13 protein-coding genes and 1 tRNA gene are annotated in these 17,006 nt (G+C 60.9%); 13 read left to right on the top strand and 1 reads right to left on the bottom strand.

Going from position 1 to position 17,006, the window contains the following annotated elements:
• The first annotated feature begins 56 nt into the window (after window positions 1-56).
• Window positions 57-1,028 (top strand): hypothetical protein, encoded by a 972-nt coding sequence (locus DQG19_RS20330; RefSeq protein ID WP_116128367.1) that lies wholly within the window; start codon window positions 57-59, stop codon window positions 1,026-1,028.
• Window positions 1,029-1,055: 27 nt separating this feature from the next.
• Window positions 1,056-1,829: a hypothetical protein gene (locus DQG19_RS20325; protein WP_116128365.1), complete on the top strand. Its 774-nt coding sequence runs from the start codon at window positions 1,056-1,058 to the stop codon at window positions 1,827-1,829.
• A gap of 15 nt (window positions 1,830-1,844) precedes the next feature.
• Here DQG19_RS20325 and DQG19_RS20320 read toward each other — a convergent pair whose 3' ends face one another.
• Window positions 1,845-3,083 (bottom strand): LamG-like jellyroll fold domain-containing protein, encoded by a 1,239-nt coding sequence (locus DQG19_RS20320; protein ID WP_116128363.1) that lies wholly within the window; start codon window positions 3,081-3,083, stop codon window positions 1,845-1,847.
• Between the two features lie 165 nt (window positions 3,084-3,248).
• On the opposite strand from DQG19_RS20320, the gene DQG19_RS20315 reads away from it, so the two are divergent.
• From DQG19_RS20315 to DQG19_RS20265, 11 genes are all read left to right on the top strand, one after another.
• Entirely contained in the window at window positions 3,249-3,497 is a 249-nt protein-coding gene (locus tag DQG19_RS20315) for a GlsB/YeaQ/YmgE family stress response membrane protein (protein WP_116128361.1), read from the top strand.
• Between the two features lie 78 nt (window positions 3,498-3,575).
• A complete protein-coding gene (locus DQG19_RS20310; protein ID WP_116128359.1) occupies window positions 3,576-4,304 on the top strand; it encodes a metallophosphoesterase family protein in 729 nt (242 codons plus the stop codon).
• A 108-nt stretch (window positions 4,305-4,412) separates the two neighbouring features.
• Window positions 4,413-4,487 (top strand) — tRNA-Gln (locus DQG19_RS20305).
• Between the two features lie 265 nt (window positions 4,488-4,752).
• Entirely contained in the window at window positions 4,753-7,596 is a 2,844-nt protein-coding gene (locus DQG19_RS20300; protein WP_116128356.1) for a T9SS type A sorting domain-containing protein, read from the top strand.
• A gap of 317 nt (window positions 7,597-7,913) precedes the next feature.
• Window positions 7,914-8,492 carry a GNAT family N-acetyltransferase gene (locus DQG19_RS20295; protein ID WP_116128354.1) on the top strand — a complete coding sequence of 193 codons (579 nt, stop codon included), beginning with the start codon at window positions 7,914-7,916 and terminating at the stop codon, window positions 8,490-8,492.
• A gap of 23 nt (window positions 8,493-8,515) precedes the next feature.
• Window positions 8,516-9,709, top strand: a complete 1,194-nt coding sequence (locus DQG19_RS20290) for an argininosuccinate synthase domain-containing protein (protein WP_116128352.1) — start codon at window positions 8,516-8,518, stop codon at window positions 9,707-9,709.
• A complete protein-coding gene (gene argC / locus DQG19_RS20285) occupies window positions 9,706-10,671 on the top strand; it encodes an N-acetyl-gamma-glutamyl-phosphate reductase (protein WP_116128350.1) in 966 nt (321 codons plus the stop codon). Before DQG19_RS20290 ends, argC begins: the two co-directional genes overlap by 4 nt.
• A 155-nt stretch (window positions 10,672-10,826) precedes the next feature.
• Window positions 10,827-11,960 (top strand): aspartate aminotransferase family protein, encoded by a 1,134-nt coding sequence (locus DQG19_RS20280; protein WP_116128348.1) that lies wholly within the window; start codon window positions 10,827-10,829, stop codon window positions 11,958-11,960.
• A gap of 38 nt (window positions 11,961-11,998) precedes the next feature.
• Window positions 11,999-12,940 carry an N-acetylornithine carbamoyltransferase gene (locus DQG19_RS20275; protein ID WP_116128346.1) on the top strand — a complete coding sequence of 314 codons (942 nt, stop codon included), beginning with the start codon at window positions 11,999-12,001 and terminating at the stop codon, window positions 12,938-12,940.
• Between the two features lie 219 nt (window positions 12,941-13,159).
• A complete protein-coding gene (locus DQG19_RS20270; protein ID WP_116128344.1) occupies window positions 13,160-14,497 on the top strand; it encodes a hypothetical protein in 1,338 nt (445 codons plus the stop codon).
• 106 nt (window positions 14,498-14,603) lie between these two features.
• On the top strand, window positions 14,604-16,022 hold the full coding sequence (locus DQG19_RS20265) for a TonB-dependent receptor (RefSeq protein ID WP_116128342.1): 1,419 nt from the start codon (window positions 14,604-14,606) through the stop codon (window positions 16,020-16,022).
• Window positions 16,023-17,006 lie beyond the last annotated feature (984 nt).

The following is a 17,006-nucleotide window of genomic DNA, read 5'->3' as shown; positions in this document are numbered from 1 at the left end:
GCAACCCCGGGAATTTTTCCCCGTCTTTTTAGCACACCCGTTTAACACCCTCGACCATGTTTCGCTCCACCCTATTTTTACTTTTCCTGCTGCTCAGCACCGTTTCGCTCTCCGCCAAGAAGGGGCAGAGCCTGTTTGACCGCTGGAGCCACACCGATAATAAGCGGATCGACATCTACCTCAACCTGGACACCTTGCTCGCGAACCGGAACACCACCAACGTGATGCGGGGGATCGTGATCGACAGCGGTCTGCAACTGGGCGTGGACATCTCCGTCCGCGGCCGGTACCGCCGCCGCACCTGCGCCCTGCCGCCCATGATGCTGCAATTTGATAAAGACCCCCTGCGCGGCGCCGGTCTCAATACGCACAACGACTACAAGCTCGTCACGCCCTGTACCAACGATGCCGCCGGGCAGGACGCCATTCTGCGCGAGGCGCTGGCCTACGAGCTGTACCGCACCGTCAATCCGGCCGCCAGCTTCCGTACGCAACTGCTGACGATCACCTACCACGACCTGGCCAAGGGCACCTCCTTCGTCAGCTACGGCATCGTGATCGAAGACACCGACGAGCTGAAGGACCGCCTGGAAGCCAAGAACTGCGAGGAATGCTTCGCCCAGCCGCTGGAAAACTTTACCAACGCCGAAACGGTAGCCCTCTTCCAGTACATGATCGGCAACGCCGACTACAGCACTACGCTGGGCCGCAACCTGAAGCTGATGCAGGCCGAGGACGGACGTATCACCGCCGTGCCCTACGACTTCGACTTCACGGGCCTGGTGAACCCTACCTACGGTACCGTAACCGACCCCACCCAGGAGTCGCTGACCGATCGCGTGTTCGTCTGGGAATTTGACAGCGTACCCAATCTGCAGGCCGCGCAGGACGACTTTCTGGTGCTGGAGCACGAGCTTATGCAGCAGGTGCTCGACTTCGAGGAGCTCGAAGCCGGTAGCAAGCGTGAGATCACCCGGTACCTCAAGGGCTTCTTCCGTGACCTGAAGCACAACCGGATCGCCCAGTAGAAGCCGCCAAACGGCTACCTTCGTGGCATGAACGCCGCCCGCCTCATCACCCTTTACCTGCCGGCGGGCCTGATGGCCGTCACTGCCGTGGCGGCCATTGGTATCGGGGGGCTGTTCTTTTTCAAGCGCAGCGGCGACCAGCGCGCCAACGGACTTTACGGGGCGCTGCTGGTGGCGGGCGGGCTCACTCAGCTGCATTTCCTGCTGCTCTTTACCGAGCTCACCGCGGACCGGCCCTGGCTACGGTTCCTGCCCATCTACTTCACCCTGTGGCTGCCGGTGCTGCTCTTCTTCCACGTAAAGATCAGTCTGTACCCGACGTACCGGCTACGAATCGGCGACCTGAAGCACTTCATCCTGCCGGTGGCTCAACTGCTGTACTTTTTGGGGATCTGGCTCATTCCGGCCTTTCGTCCGCCGGAGGGGCGCTACTTCTACAGTCCCTTTTACGGGGGGCTGGAGCAGGCCCTTTACCTCATCATCTGGCCGGCGTACATCGTATTCGCGTACCAGTACCTGCGTCGCAGGCGGGCCCAACTCGGGCGCCGCACCCTGCCGCGACTGCTCTGGTACCTCCGGAAATTGCTAAAGGGAAGTATGCTTTTCGTGATCGCGTACGCGATCCTGGCGGTGAGTGATTTCCTCAGCTTCAACTACCTCTACATCGGTATGCGTAACCAGGCGTGGTACGTAGCGGCCCAGTCGCTCACGTACACGGTACTGCTCCTGTGGCTGAGCGTCTACGGCTTTCAGGTACTGCTATGGGGGCGGCGGTTGCTGCGGAATTCCCCGGCTTCGTAAGTGGGGGCGGGGACGTCAGCGCAGGATCGTAACGCTGCCGGTCCGGATGACTTCTTCTCCCTCGCAGCGGTACACCAGTTTCCAGAGTTGTACGCCGGGGTTGACGGGTTTGCCGCGGAAGGTGCCGTCCCAGCGCGTGAAGGCGTCGGTCGTGGCGAACATCCGCCCCCCGTTGCGGTCGAAGATCTCGAAGGCGACCAGATCCGGCACGGCAAAGGGGTTGGAAATGCCGAAGGTTTCGTTGATTTCCGGGCCGATGCCGTTGGGCGTAAAGGCTTTGGGCAGGAAGATCTCGTTGCAGTCCAGCGAGTCGGGATTGATCACGGTGAGGATGAGGCTGTCCGTGGCCACGCACGTGCTCCGGTCGTCGGTGATCTGCAGGATGTAAACCTGCCGCCCCGCTTCGGTGGGGGTGATGGTCGGCTGGGGCACGTCGGGGGGGACCACCCCGGTGGTGGGAGACCAGCTGAACTCCGTGCCGCAGCTGCTGCGAACCCGGACGTCGATGCTTTCGCCCAGGAATAACTGGCTGTCCGGGGTAAGGATACGGTCCGGAAAGCGGTAGAGAGGACGAATCTCATCGGTGCTCAGGGGGCGATCGTAAATACGTACCTGGTCGAGCAGGCCGCGAAAGCTGCCGCCGTCCGGGCCCGCACAGGCCATACCGCCGAGCAGGATATCGCCCGTATTGTCGAGATCGATCCGCGCGGCGGTGGCCTGGCTGGCTACTTCGTCGCGGTTGAGGTAGAGCTTGATACGGGTACCGTCGCGGACCAGCGTTACCAGCTGCCAGCAGGCCGAGTTGTCAATGTCGTGCGTCAGCTCGACCCGTATACTGCCCTGCTGTAGTACTGCGGTAAGGCGGCGGGCGTCGGGAACGTAGCTGATGTACAGGAACGCTCCATCGGGCGCGCAGGTGGTATCCTGTTTTGAAAAGAGATACTGTTCGTCGGATCCACCCAGCGGACGGAAATTGAAGCTTACGGTGAAGTCGCTGTCGTCGAAGAGGCGGTTGACGTTGTTGGACGCCCCGCCGGGAATTCGGACGTAGTCGCCGGGATTAAGCAGGAGCAAACCCGCGCCGTCCACTCCACAGTCGAAATCGACCACGCCTTCGGCTACGCCCAGATTGGCCGCTTCTCCGGTGGCATCCCCGAGGTTGCCCTCGAAGGGGTAAAAGGCATTGAGCCCAACGGTAGTCTGTGCCGGAAGGAGTACCGGTAAAAAACACAGCAGGAAGAAGAGTAGGCGCATGCGCAGCGGGGTGGGCGAGGGACGAAGGTACGGTAAGGGGAAGACGGGGTACGCAGGGAAAAGGGTTTACCGCACTTAGTTAAAAAAATGACGCAGAGCGAACAAAAGCCCTCAAAAATTAGCTGTATAGACGTATTCATCAACAACATTAAAAACACACGCCTTATGACTGGCATTCTTATCTGGATTCTCCTAGGCCTCATCGCCGGCGCCATTGCCAAGTGGATCATGCCCGGCCCCGACCCCGGTGGCTGGATCGTAACCATCCTCATCGGCATCGTAGGTGCCGTCATCGGCGGCTTCCTGGGCGGTGCCCTGGGCCTCGGTGGAACCGGCGACCTGAGCATCGGCTCCATCCTGCTCTCCATCGTGGGTGCGCTGATTCTGCTGTTTCTTTACCGGAAATTAGCCTAGGTCATCAACGATCGCTAAAAGCGACCTTCCCGCACCAGCGGGGAGGTCGTTTTTGTTATACAGAAGCACTAATTACCGATGGCCTTCCGCATCGTTCAGTTTACCGATCCTCACCTCCTCGTCCCCCCGCAACAGCTCATGGGGCTGGACGTGTGCGCCCGCTTTACGTCCGCGCTGGACGCCGCGGCCCGGTGGAACCCCGACGCGTACGTATTCACCGGAGACTTCTGCGCGCACGACCCCGATGAGGAGGTCTACCACTACCTGCGTCCGCAGCTCGACCGGCTGGGGGTGTCCTACTTCATCACGGCGGGGAACCACGACGACCGGTCCATGCTGCGCGAGGCTTTCGAGCTGCCCGGCAGCGGCGACGCGGCGATCTACGGTGAGGTAAGGGTGGGCGGGCGCTCGCTCTTGTTGCTGGATAGCAGCCGGGGCATTGTCGAACCCGAACAACTCGACTGGCTCGCCGAAATCTTGCCACACCGGCCCGACGCGCCCGTCTTCATGCACCACCCCCCACTACAGATGGGCGTGCGGTTCATGGATGAGAAGTACCCCTTGCGCGACACCGAGCGTACGCTCAAGATCCTCCAGGCCAACGGGCCGCGCCGGGTGTTTTGCGGGCACTACCACACCACCCGGCTGGTCAACCGGTCGGGACTGGAGGTTTTCCTATGTCCGCCGACCAGCTTTTTCATCCGGCCGGAGGCTCCGGAATTCGTGCTGGAGGACCGGCCGCCGGGCTATCTCCTGCTGGAATGGACCGACCGGGGGGACTTTCGTTGCGTGGAGCAGCGGGCGTAACCGACCGGGGCTGGTGCAACTTCTGCGCGCCCGCGGCGGTTACAAAAATCAGCGGCGGCTTGCGGGATTATTTTGCTTGCGCTATATTTGCGGCCGCTAACGGCATCCAGACCCATGGTGTAATTGGCAACACAACAGATTTTGGTTCTGTCGTTCAAGGTTCGAGTCCTTGTGGGTCTACCAGTTAGAATGATAAAGCCCCCGCCTGCATCCGTAGGTGGGGGCTTTTCAGTTTTATGGCTGCCACTCCCGAAATCGGGGCGGGGGGGATAGGGAAGCCGCCTATTGTGGGTACGGCGCGGGCCGCTTCCGGCCGTGGAATATGCCGGTTCTGCCAGCAGCGGACGTAGATTGGTTTGTCGCTTAACTGTCACGCCGTATTATTGGCCCGCAGCAGGCTGCACATGCATTCCCCTGCGCCGGTACCTACCTTAATAATACATCTACTATGCGGAAAACGCTACTCTCTTTACTCCTGGCCTTCGTGGCGGTAACCGCTACGGCCCAGACCGTCGTATACGTCGACGCCGACGCCTCCGGCGCGGAGGACGGCAGCAGCTGGGCGGATGCCTATACGGATCTGCAGATCGCCATCAACAACTCCGCTGCCGGCAGCTCCCTCTGGATCGCCGCCGGCCGCTACGTCACGCCGGATACGGCCTCCTTTTACATCGACCGCGAGCTGGGGCTGTACGGCGGCTTCGCCGGCGATGAGACCGCGGCGGAAGCGGCCAACCCCGACGAGAACGAAACGATACTGAGCGGTGACGTGGACGGCGATGACGGCCCGACCTTCGACGCCGACCTCTCCGAGGATAACAATCGCGTCTTACTGGTGGTGGATACCAATACCACCAGCCAGTTCACCGTCACGCTGAGCGGGCTGACCATTCGGGACGGGATCATCGCGGAAGATTATGTCAATCAAGTAAATCCCCTGGCCTTTGCCGGTGGCGGACTGCTCTCCACCGCCCGTCTGGACGTGAGAGACGTCACCTTTATGCGGAACCGGGCCTACTTCGGCTCGGCGATCAGCCTGTTGTTTGCAACCAGCGTGGAATCCCGTTTCGACGGCCTGTCGGTTTCTGAAAACTACAGCTACGGTATCGGGGCGTTTTTCCTACAAGACACTGAGGAGATAGAGATAGCTAACAGCACCTTTACGGGAAATCCGGCAGCACCCGCCATTTCCGGGGCAGCGTTGGCGAGCGTAAGCGGACGTAAAATCACCCTTACTTCCTGCACCTTCGAAAACCTGCGTGCCGGGGCCGGAGGAGCCATGTACTTCGCGAACTCGAACGCTCTCCCCACTACCGTTCCGCGCACGGCGACCGACTGCGTGATTGATGACTGTACGTTCAACAATGTTTCCAGCACGGAATTTGGCGGTGCCATTTTATTTAGTAATCAGAGCCACACCATCTCCAACAGCACCTTTACGGAAATCGAGAACACCACGGGCGTAGGCGGTGCCATCTTTGCCCAGAACCCCGATGCCGCCGACCACGAGTACGTGATCCGGGGCAGTGAATTTTCCGGAATCACCGCCGGGGACCGGGGCGGTGCAATCTTCTACAACGCGGTCTACGTCGATGTCACTATCGAAGACTCCGAATTCACCGGCAACTACTCGCCGGCATCGGGGGGAGCCGTGGCGATCGTGGGCGACAGCCTGGACCGTAGCTCCACCGCCCGTATCGTCAACAGCAGATTCATCCAGAACGCTTCCGACGCGGTAGGCGGCGCGGTGGTCGCATTCAATAAAGGGCTCACCATTACCGGCTCCACCTTTAGCAACAACAGCGGCGAAATGGGAACGGTAGCCCTTGGGGGTGCCGGTAAGGTGTATACCGTGGAGCGCACGGACTTTACGGGCAACGGCCAGCGGGAGAACAGCTCCAGCTACCGGGGAGGCGCCATCGCCGCCCTGCTGAACAGCGGGCCCGTCGTCGATCAACTCCGCATCGACAGCTCCACCTTCACGAGCAATACCGTCACCCAGGAGGAAGGGATCATCAGCGGCGGTGGCGCCCTCTTCATCAACGGAGGGGCCGGAAACCGTCCCCGGGTGGACATCACCCGCTCCAACTTCAACAGCAACAGTACCCTCGAGGGTGCCGACGGCGGGGCCATTCAGGTGATCAACGGCGTGGACCTGAGGATCACGAGCTCCGACTTCGTACTCAACAGCAGTACGGGCTGGGGCGGCGCGATCAATACGTTCCAGTTCCCGGAGTTCGATACGATCAACAACGTGCCCGTCGGCAGCTACCTGGCCGGTAACCAGGGCGACCTGACCATCCGCAGGGGCTACTTCCTGAACAACCAGGCCACCGACCAGGGCGGCGCCATCAATACGACCTCGGGCAGCATCGACATGCGCAACTCCATCCTGATCGGGAACTTCGTGAACCTGGACGGCGGTAGCGGCGGTGCCGTGCTCATCAACGGAAGCTCCTTTCCCGATGCCGTGCTCGACAACTACCTGATCAACAATACCTTTTTGAACAACACCGACGGCGGGCGTGAGGCCGAGGGGGCCAACCCGGCCTCGGCCGGCAACGCCGTCGGAGTCTACCAACCGGGGGGCACCGACGCCACGTCCAACTCCGTGACCCTGACCATCCAGAACAACGCCTTCTTCCAGGCCCTTCCCGACGAGGAAGCCATCGGACTGGAGCGCGCCACCGACGGGCTGCCGTCCGAGGAGGTCGGGGCCGTGGAGGTCATCTCCCTGGGGGGCAACTTCTTCAGCAGCTCGCTGGAGGACGATGCCGACCTCACCGTCACCAACCAGAGCGGTGCCGACGTGGTGGATACGGAGGTCGACGTGGAGGAGGTCTTCACCGATCCCTTCGGTGACCTCTCGGACTTCCCCGAGGTCGAGCTGGCCGACAACGCCACCAACCCGCTCATCGATGCCGGTGCCACCGGTGACCTGGTGCCGGGAGTCGACTTCTTCAACGCCGAGCGCGACGCGATGCCCGACATCGGGGCCATCGAGTTCGGCGCCGACCGGCCCAGCGCCCTCATCACCCCCCTCGCCCAGAGCGGGCTGTCGCTGGAGTTCTACCCGAACCCCGCCGTGGAGGTGGTCAACATCATCAACTCCGATCCCGCAATCCGGTCCTTCGGCGTACTGGTTTCGGACATGCAGGGCCGTCTGCTGAGCAGCCGGCAGTTCTCCGGTGCCACCAACCGGCTGGAGGTGGGCGCATTGCCGAAGGGCATGTACAACCTCACCCTGCTCGTCAACGGCAAGCTGTACAGTCAGCAGATCATGAAGCAGTAAACCCACTGCACCGATCCACCAGCCGGGGGGCGGACCACCATGATGTGGTTCGCCCCCCGGTCTTTTTACGGTCGCTAAGCCGCTAAACCCCGCACCCGCGTCCGCGCCAAATATGAACCCACGGGCCGGAAGGTTGTATAATAACCCGTAACTTTGCACCCATGCTACAGGTACCCCCGCGCATCCGCCTGCTTAGGCGAAGGATCTAACCCGCTTCCCGCTCCGGCCCGGAGGCAGTGGCGCTCGTGCGTCCTCCCAGGTACCCTTCCCCGTTCATTCCGACCGCCCAGCAAACAGGTCGCCTTTCTTTTTCAGCTATGCAAATCAAGATCCTGGTTGCCCAGCCGGAACACACCGTATTCGCCCCGGCTATTTGTGCACTTATTGAAGAGTCCGCCAAGGCGCGGGGCACCGGCATCGCGAAGCGGAGGCCCGAGTACGTCGAGGAAAAGATGCTCACCGGCAAGGCCATCGTGGCCCTGGTCGACGGCGAGATCGGCGGGTTCAGCTACATCGAGACCTGGGAACACGGCAAGTACGTCGCCAACTCCGGCCTGATCGTCAATCCCAAGTTCCGCCGTCACGGGCTGGCGCGCCGCATCAAGGCCGCCATCTTCCGCCTGTCGCGCGAGAAGTACCCCGAGGCCCGCATCTTCGGCATCACTACCAGCCTGCCGGTCATGAAGATCAACAGCGACCTGGGCTACCGGCCGGTCACGTTCTCGGAGCTGACGCAGGACGATGCCTTCTGGAACGGCTGCAAGACCTGCCCCAACCACGACATCCTCGAGCGCAACCAGCGCCGCATGTGCCTCTGTACGGCCATGATGGCGCCCAGTGCCGTGGAGGCGAAAAAGATGGCCGTCGACCTGTCGGACATGATCGTGGAGGGGTAAGAATTTTAAATTTTAAATTGTAAATTTTGAAGATTGTTCTCGCGTATTCCGGTGGCCTGGATACCAGTTTCTGCGTCAAGTACCTCACCGAGCAGGGGTACGAAGTCCACGCCCTTACCGTCGATACCGGCGGCTTCTCCGCCGACGAGCTCCGCGAGATGGAGCAGCGCGCCCTCTCCCTCGGTGCCGCTTCCTACCGGAGCATCGACGTGACCGACGACTACTACCGCGAGTGCCTGCGCTACCTCGTGTACGGTAACTGCCTGCGCTACCAGACCTATCCCATGTCGGTGAGTGCCGAGCGGATGTTCCAGGCCTTAGCCACCGCACGCTACGCCGTGGAGATCGACGCCGACGGCGTGGCCCACGGCAGCACCGGGGCCGGCAACGACCAGGTGCGTTTCGACCTCGCCTTCGAGCTGAGCGGCAAGGAGCTGGAGATCATCACGCCCATCCGCGACCTGAAGCTTTCCCGGCAGGAGGAAGTCGATTTCCTCGCCAAGCACGGCCTCCAGTGGCCCGAGAAGAAGGGTACCTACAGCATCAACGCCGGCCTGTGGGGTACCTCCGTCGGCGGCGCCGAGACGCTGACCAGCGACACCTCGCTGCCCGACGACGCCTGGCCCGTCCCTGTGACCGAAACCGAGGCCCGTAAGCTGGACATCCACTTCACGGAGGGGCAGATCACCGGCTTTGACGACCGCACCTTCGTCGGACAGGTGGCCGCCATCCGGGCCCTCGAGGAGCTGGCCGCTCCCTTCGGTGTCGGCCGCGATATCCACGTCGGCGATACCATCATCGGCATCAAGGGCCGGGTAGGCTTCGCCGCGGCCGCCGCCGTGCTGATCATCAAGGCGCACCACCTGCTGGAGAAGCATACCCTCGGCAAGTGGCAGCTCTTCTGGAAGGAGCAACTGAGCAACTGGTACGGCATGATGCTGCACGAGGGGCAGTTCCTGGACCCGGTCATGCGCGACGTCGAGGCCTTTCTCGAGAGCTCGCAGGCCACCGTCAACGGTACCGTCCACCTTACCCTGCACCCCCACCGCTTCACGCTCGACGGCATCACCTCCGACGATGATCTCCTCGGTGCCGGCTTCGGCAGCTACGGGGAGATGAACAACGGCTGGACCGGCGACGACGTGCGCGGCTTCACCAAGATCCTGAGCGTCCCCGGCCGCATCCGCAATTCCGTACACCAGAAAAAGGACGCATGAAACGGATAGGCATTGTCGGCGGGGGCGGATACACGGCGGGCGAGTTGCTGCGTATCCTGGTCCACCACCCGGAAGTAGAGATCGCCTTCGTGGAGAGCGGCAGTCAGGCGGGCAAGCGCGTCGACGAGGTCCACGACGATCTGGTCGGCGATACCGACCTGCAGTTTGTCGGGGCCGCAGGTGCGGCGTTGCAATCGGTGGACGCTATCTTCCTGTGTATGGGCCACGGCGTTTCCCGCGGCTGGATCGAAGGTCACCGGGTGCGGCAGTCCACGCTGGTCGTGGACCTGAGTACCGACTTCCGGATGGACGAGAGCTGGGTCTACGGCCTGCCCGAGATCAACCGCGACGCCCTCCGTACCGCGAAGCGGGTCGCTAATCCTGGCTGCTTCGCCACGGCGATCCAGCTGGCCCTGCTGCCGCTGGCCGCCGCCGGCCTGGCCGAGGGCGAGGTGCACGTCAACGGCATCACCGGCAGCACCGGGGCCGGACAGAGTCCATCTCCGACTACCCACTTCAGCTGGCGCAACGCCAACGTGAGCGTGTACAAGGCCTTCAACCACCAGCACCTGGCGGAGATCGGCCGCAGCGCGGCCCAAGTGGGGCGCATCGCTACCGACAACCTCCACTTCCTGCCGGTACGCGGGCCCTTCGCCCGGGGCATCCTCGCTACCTGCTACCTGGATACCGACCGGTCGGAGGACGAGCTGCGAACCCTCTTCCGCGACTTCTACGCCGGTGCCGCCTTCACCCACGTGACGGACGAGCCCATCAACCTGAAGCAGGTGGTCAATACCAATAAGGGACTGGTGCACGTTGAAAAGCACGGCGGAAAAGTGCTGGTCACCACCGCCATCGATAACCTCCTCAAGGGCGCCAGCGGTCAGGCCGTGCAGAATATGAACCTGGCCCTGGCCCTGGACGAGCGGGCGGGGCTCAGGCTGAAGGCTTCTATGTTTTGAGTGGCGGGTTTGGTGGGTTACTGCGTTAGTGCATTACTGCATTACTGCGTTGCGCGCAGGACCTGCGGGCCAACGCAGTAATTCACCAATTCAGCAACTCACCAACCTAGCAACTCACCAACCTAGCAACTAACCAATTCACCAATCCCTCACGCATGAACCTTTTCGACGTCTACCCCCTCTATCCCATCGAGCCCGTTCGTGGCGACGGCGCCTACGTGTATACGGAGGACGGAAGCAGGTACCTGGACTTCTACGGGGGGCACGCGGTCATCAGTATCGGGCACGCGCACCCGCACTACGTGCAGTTGATCTCGGAGCAGGTGGCGAAGCTGGGCTTCTACAGCAACAGTGTGGAAAACCCGCTGCAGCGGGAGCTGGCCGAGAAGCTGGGTCGGCAGTCGGGACTGGACGATTTTAGCTTGTTTCTGGTGAGCAGCGGCGCGGAGGCCAACGAGAACGCCCTGAAGCTGGCCAGTTTCCAGACGGGCCGCTCGCGGGTCATCGCCTTCCGGGGCGGCTTCCACGGCCGGACCTCCGCGGCGGTCAATGCCACGGATAATGAGGCCATCAAGGCGCCCATCAACCGCAACTACCCGGTAACCTTCCTGGACATCAATGACCTGGACAGCCTGCAGCGTGAGTTAGAGAAAGGTGACGTGGCCTCCGTCATCATCGAGGGTATTCAGGGGATCGGGGGCATCCACATTCCCGACGTGGACTACCTGGAGGCCCTGCCGGAGCTGTGCCACGCCAACGGCGCGCTGCTGATCCTGGATGAGGTACAGTCGGGCTACGGCCGCAGCGGCAAGTTCTTTGCCTTCCAGCACAGCAAGGTGCGCCCCGACATCGTGACCATGGCCAAGGGAATGGGTAATGGCTTCCCGATCGGCGGCGTACTGATCGCCCCGGAAATTCCGGCCAAGTCCGGAATGCTGGGGACCACCTTCGGCGGCAGCCACCTGGCCTGCGCGGCCGGCATCGCGGTACTCGACGTCCTGGAGCGCGAAGATCTCCTCACCCACGCTACCGAACTGGGCGAATACCTGAAGCGTGAGCTCGCGGCGCTGGACCTGTTCCGGGAGGTGCGCGGCCACGGCCTGATGATCGGCCTGGAGATGGACGAGCCGATCGGTGCGCTGCGTAAGCAGCTGCTGTTCGAGCACCACGTCTTTACCGGCTCCGCGAAGGACCCGAATACCATCCGCCTACTGCCCCCACTCAACGTGACGCGGGAGCAGTGCGACGCGGCGATCGGGGCCTTTAAGAAAGCCCTGGTAGCCAGCTAAGCGTACCCCGGCCTACGCCAGCAAAAATTACGACCTCTATGAAGAATTTCCTTTCCGTCCACGACGCCGCATCGATCGATACCCTGATCGAGCGGGCGCGCGCCATTAAGGCCGACCCCGTAGCGCACGGGGCAACGGGGCGTCACAAGACGCTCATCAACCTCTTTTTCAACCCCAGCCTCCGCACCCGGCTGAGTACGGAGAAGGCGGGGACTACGCTTGGTTTCCAGGTCATCACCATGGACATGGCCGGCGGCTGGAAGTTGGAATTCGAGGACGGGGTCGTCATGAACCTGGACCGCGCCGAGCACGTGAAGGAAGCCGCCGGGGTGCTGAGTCAGTACTGCGACATCCTGGCCGTACGCTCTTTCCCCGCCCTGGAGGACCGCGCTGCCGATTACGAAGACCGCATCATCAACGCCTTTAAGAAGTACGCTACCGTACCGGTGGTTAGCCTCGAATCGGCTACCCGGCATCCCTTACAGAGCCTGGCCGACTGCATCACCATCGCCGAGCATCGCAGGAAGGAGCGGCCTAAAGTGGTGCTGACCTGGGCGCCGCATCCCCGCCAATTGCCGCAGGCGGTACCGAACAGCTTCGCCGAATGGATGACCGCCTGGGGAGAGGTGGACCTGGTCGTAGCCAATCCGGAAGGTTTCGATCTGGCGCCGGAATTCACGGCGGGAGCGGAAGTGTTGCACGATCAGACGAAGGCCCTGCGGAACGCCGACTTCGTCTACGCCAAGAACTGGTCCGCGTACGCGGACTACGGCGCCACGACCGAGCGCCCCGACTGGCTGGTGGATACCGATAAGCTGGCGGTAACCAACGATGCCTACTTCATGCACTGTCTGCCGGTACGCCGGAACGTGGTGGTGTCCGACGGGGTGCTGGACAGCAACCGATCGCTCGTCCTAGAGCAGGCGAACAACCGGACCTGGTCGGCGGCGGCGGTGCTGGAGGCGTTGCTTGCGGGCTAGAAATAGGGACTTGTCAAGCAAATTTTATTTTTTTAAAAAAATTAACACATTTATTATTATTCGAATGCACATTATATTGCAAAATAAATAAATTCTAATAAGCCGTTTTTAAGTTTTTTGTTCTGTAAACATTATAGTGTTTTTCAAATGCGTTTTTCAAATGATTTTAAAAGGTCCCGGGTCGGTATATTGAAGTAATTGCCCACCTAGTATTCAACCGTGAACACTACCTCTATTTGCCTCTATACACTATTATACGGTCTGATTTTTAGCCTTGTTTCCTGTGATGAAACGATTCCCGCGCAACCCAAATCCGTCGGAGAATTCTACAAATTCGGAAAGGCCAGTACCCTAAATTCCAGTATCATACAGGAGCCATCCGCGTACGAGCCGGGTGAGTTCAGGGAACTGCGGCAAAAATTCGGAATGCTACCCGATGCACTGAAGCAACGGATCATCGAAGATATGGCGATTATCGAGCGAAGCTTTCCAGAAGCGTCGATGGAGAAAGTCCTCAACGTTGGTTTCCCCGTTTGGGAACGTGCACGGGTACAACCGGATCACGAATACGGTCAATTGCTGTTGGTACCCCTGGTCCAGGAATCCAGTGAAGTATCGGAAGGCTTGCTGGTCTACCGCCTGCGCGATGGTGAATTGGACACGTGGCATCTACTAAACAGAGACGGCTTGCTGCGCCCGCTGCGCGAGGATCGGCCGGTCCAGTCGCGGTCGGAGTACGTCAACCTCCTGTTGACTGCCTCCTTCGATACGTATCTCTTCGATCGTCAGACATTGCCCGCCCGGTACACGTTGGATCCACACATGCCGGACTACGAGGCGCAATTCGATTCCCGGAACGTTAGATTCCGTGATCCCGTGGGTGGCAAAACCCACTTTATTTTCAATTGCTTTCAGCAAGGGGCGTCCATGCCGGAATATGACATCGTCATATGTTGCCGATATATCTGCGAATCCTACTATTTAGTAGACTACGACCGGGGGATATTACTTGATTATAGTCCACCCAACGTACCACCTCCGGCAAATTCCAATTCCGGTGGCGGGGGTACACCTTCGGGAACCGCCGGAAATAATCGTGACGGGCTGCAGTCCAACGGGCTATGCGAATGGTTATGGCCGGTAGTAGGTATATACAGTGGATCTTCACCGTTGGATGACTTAGCAACGGTGATTGGCAACAATCCTCAGCTATGCTATTTTCACGTAGGGGCACTGGGTACCATTTACTGTAACTGGAACATTCGACACAGTTTACGGGGAACCGATTGTACCGCACAGGTAATTAAAGTAACCGACGAGGGTTCTTCGGTAGAAGGACCGAAAAACGGGGAAATGAGTGTTTACGTTTACGGCAGGTTCCGCCTGGAAAACATCAGTAATCAATCGGTGGGCATTCATGCAGGTTACAAGGATGTAATGGGAGTAGGATACGAGTGGGCCACTTTTAGGGAGGACGAAGCGCGCCTGGTGTCGTACACCCGGCGGACTACGGTGACCAGGGGGCTGGAATGCTACGATGCTTGTTTGGAAAATTAGTCGGGCTCCGCAAATGACGGCGGTGCAAATGGGGGCGGGCTGTAGAAGGGGGGCGCACGCGCGCGGTGCGAACTCCGTACCTTGTACTTTCCAAATCGTACGTCCCATGGCCCGCCAGCTCCTAGAAACCGAACAGAAAGCCCTAGAAATCAACCTGAACCCCAAGATCTACGGCACCTTCGCCGAGATCGGGGCGGGTCAGGAGGTCGCCCGGCACTTCTTCCAGGTGGGTGCGGCGGCCGGTACCATCGCCAAGACGATGAGCGCCTACGACAAGGTCTATTCCGATCAGATCTATGGCGTGGAGCCGAGCGGGCGCTACGTATGTGAGAGCCGCATCCACAAGATGATCGACCACGAGTACGACCTGATGGTGGACCGGCTGCGGCACGACCGGCCGGAAACCAATTTCTTCGTCTTCGCCGATACGGTGGCGGCCATCAATTATACCCGGACCATCCGGGGCAACGGCTGGCTGGGCCTGCGCTTCGAGCTGAGCCCCAACGGCGGGGCCAACGACCTGCTGCTGCACGCCCGGATGCTCGACAACGACAACCAGCTGCAGCAGCAGGCGATCGGCATCCTCGGCGTAAATATGATCTACGGCGCGTACCAGCTGCACGACGACCCGGAAGCCCTGGTGGAGAGCCTGCTCGACGGGCTTAAGGGCCGTATCGCCATCGACATGATCGTGCTCAAGGGACCGGACTTCACCGTCGACAACCGGCTGCTCAGTCTGTGGCTGGTGAAGCACGGCCTGACGGACATCACGATGTTCGACCCCCGGGGCCGCAGTATTCACCCCAGCGAGTTCCTCTACCGCAAGGCCGTGATGGTGGTGCGGGGCAGTTTCCGTCCGACGACGCTGGTCAATGCAGACATGCTGGAATCGGGCTACCGGCAGTTTAGGTCGGAAGAGCACATCGATCCCTCGACGAGCTTCCTGCTGACCGAGCTCACCCTCGACAACCTCCAGCACAGCGCGGAACTCAACGAGCGGGACTACCTGCACCGGGCCACGCTGCTCAATGCCCTGGGGCAGACCGTCATCATCAGCAACTACCACCGCTACGGCGACCTGATCGAGTACCTGTCGCTGTACAAGGTATCCCCGCTGGGCATCGTAGTAGGCGTGAACGACCTGCTGCAACTGATCAGCGAAAAGTACTACGCCAACCAGGACGGACGGCTATTGGCCGCCTTCGGAGAGATCTTTACCCGCAACGTAAAACTCTACGTCTACCCCGCCCAGCAGGAAGGAAGCGCCGACCTGATGACGGCCGAGAACGTGCCCATTCCGGAGGGGGTCAAGTTCCTCTACCGCCACCTCATCGACAGCGGGCAGATCGTCGATATCGAGCGGTTCAATCCGGATATTCTCCACATCTACTCCCGCAATGTACTGGACATGATCCGCGCCGGCGAAGATGGGTGGGAGAAGATGGTCCCGGAGCGGGTAGCTAAGCTGGTGAAGGAGGATTGCCTGTTTGGGTATCCTAGTGAGAAGCTGGAGTTTGAGTATTAGTTGTTGCGTCTTGGGGTTGTTGCGTTGTTGCGGTTACCCGCAGGGCATTTGCCCCTCGCTTCGCTCGGCTTTTTATCGGACCTAGAGGCCTCCGCCCGTAGCTTGGGTAGTGCGTGGCTGCGGGGTGAGCACCTCCGGTGCGATTGTTGCTATCCCGGGTCGGACCCGGAGGTCCTCCACCCGTAGTTTTGGGTCGTGCGTGCCAGGGGTTGAGCACCTCCGGTGCGATTGTTGCTATCCCGGGTCGGACCTGGAGGTCCTCCACCCGTAGTTTCGGGTAACGCGTGCCAGGGGTTGAGCACCTCCGGTGCGATTGTTGCTATCCCGGGTCGGACCCGGAGGTCCTCCACCCGTAGTTTTGGGTCGTGCGTGCCAGGGGTTGAGCACCTCCGGTGCGACTGCTGCTCTCCCGGGTCGGACCTAGAGGCCTCCGCCCGTAGTTTTGGGTCGTGCGTGCCAGGGGTTGAGCACCTCCGGTGCGATTGTTGCTCTCCCGGGTCGGACCTAAAGGTCCTCCACCCGTAGCTTGGGTAGTGCGTGGCTGGGGGTTGAGCACCTTCGGTGCGATTGTTGCTCTCCCGGGTCGGACCCGGAGGTCTCCACCCGTAGTTTTGGGTCGTGCGTGCCAGGGGTTGAGCACCTCCGGTGCGATTGTTGCTATCCCGGGTCGGACCCGGAGGTCCTCCGCCCGTAGTTTTGGGTCGTGCGTGCCAGGGGGTGAGCACCTCCGGTGCGATTGTTGCTATCCCGGGTCGGACCTGGAGGTCCTCCACCCGTAGTTTCGGGTAACGCGTGCCAGGGGTTGAGCACCTCCGGTGCGATTGTTGCTATCCCGGGTCGGACCCGGAGGTCCTCCGCCCGTAGTTTCGGGTAACGCGTGCCAGGGGTTGAGCACCTCCGGTGCGATTGTTGCTATCCCGGGTCGGACCCGGAGGTCCTCCGCCCGTAGTTTCGGGTAACGCGTGCCAGGGGTTGAGCACCTCC

The sequence above is a fragment of the Lewinella sp. IMCC34183 genome (assembly GCF_003390915.1).
Taxonomy (GTDB): Bacteria; Bacteroidota; Bacteroidia; order Chitinophagales; family Saprospiraceae; genus Neolewinella.
This window is presented reverse-complemented; position numbering and strand designations above follow the sequence as displayed.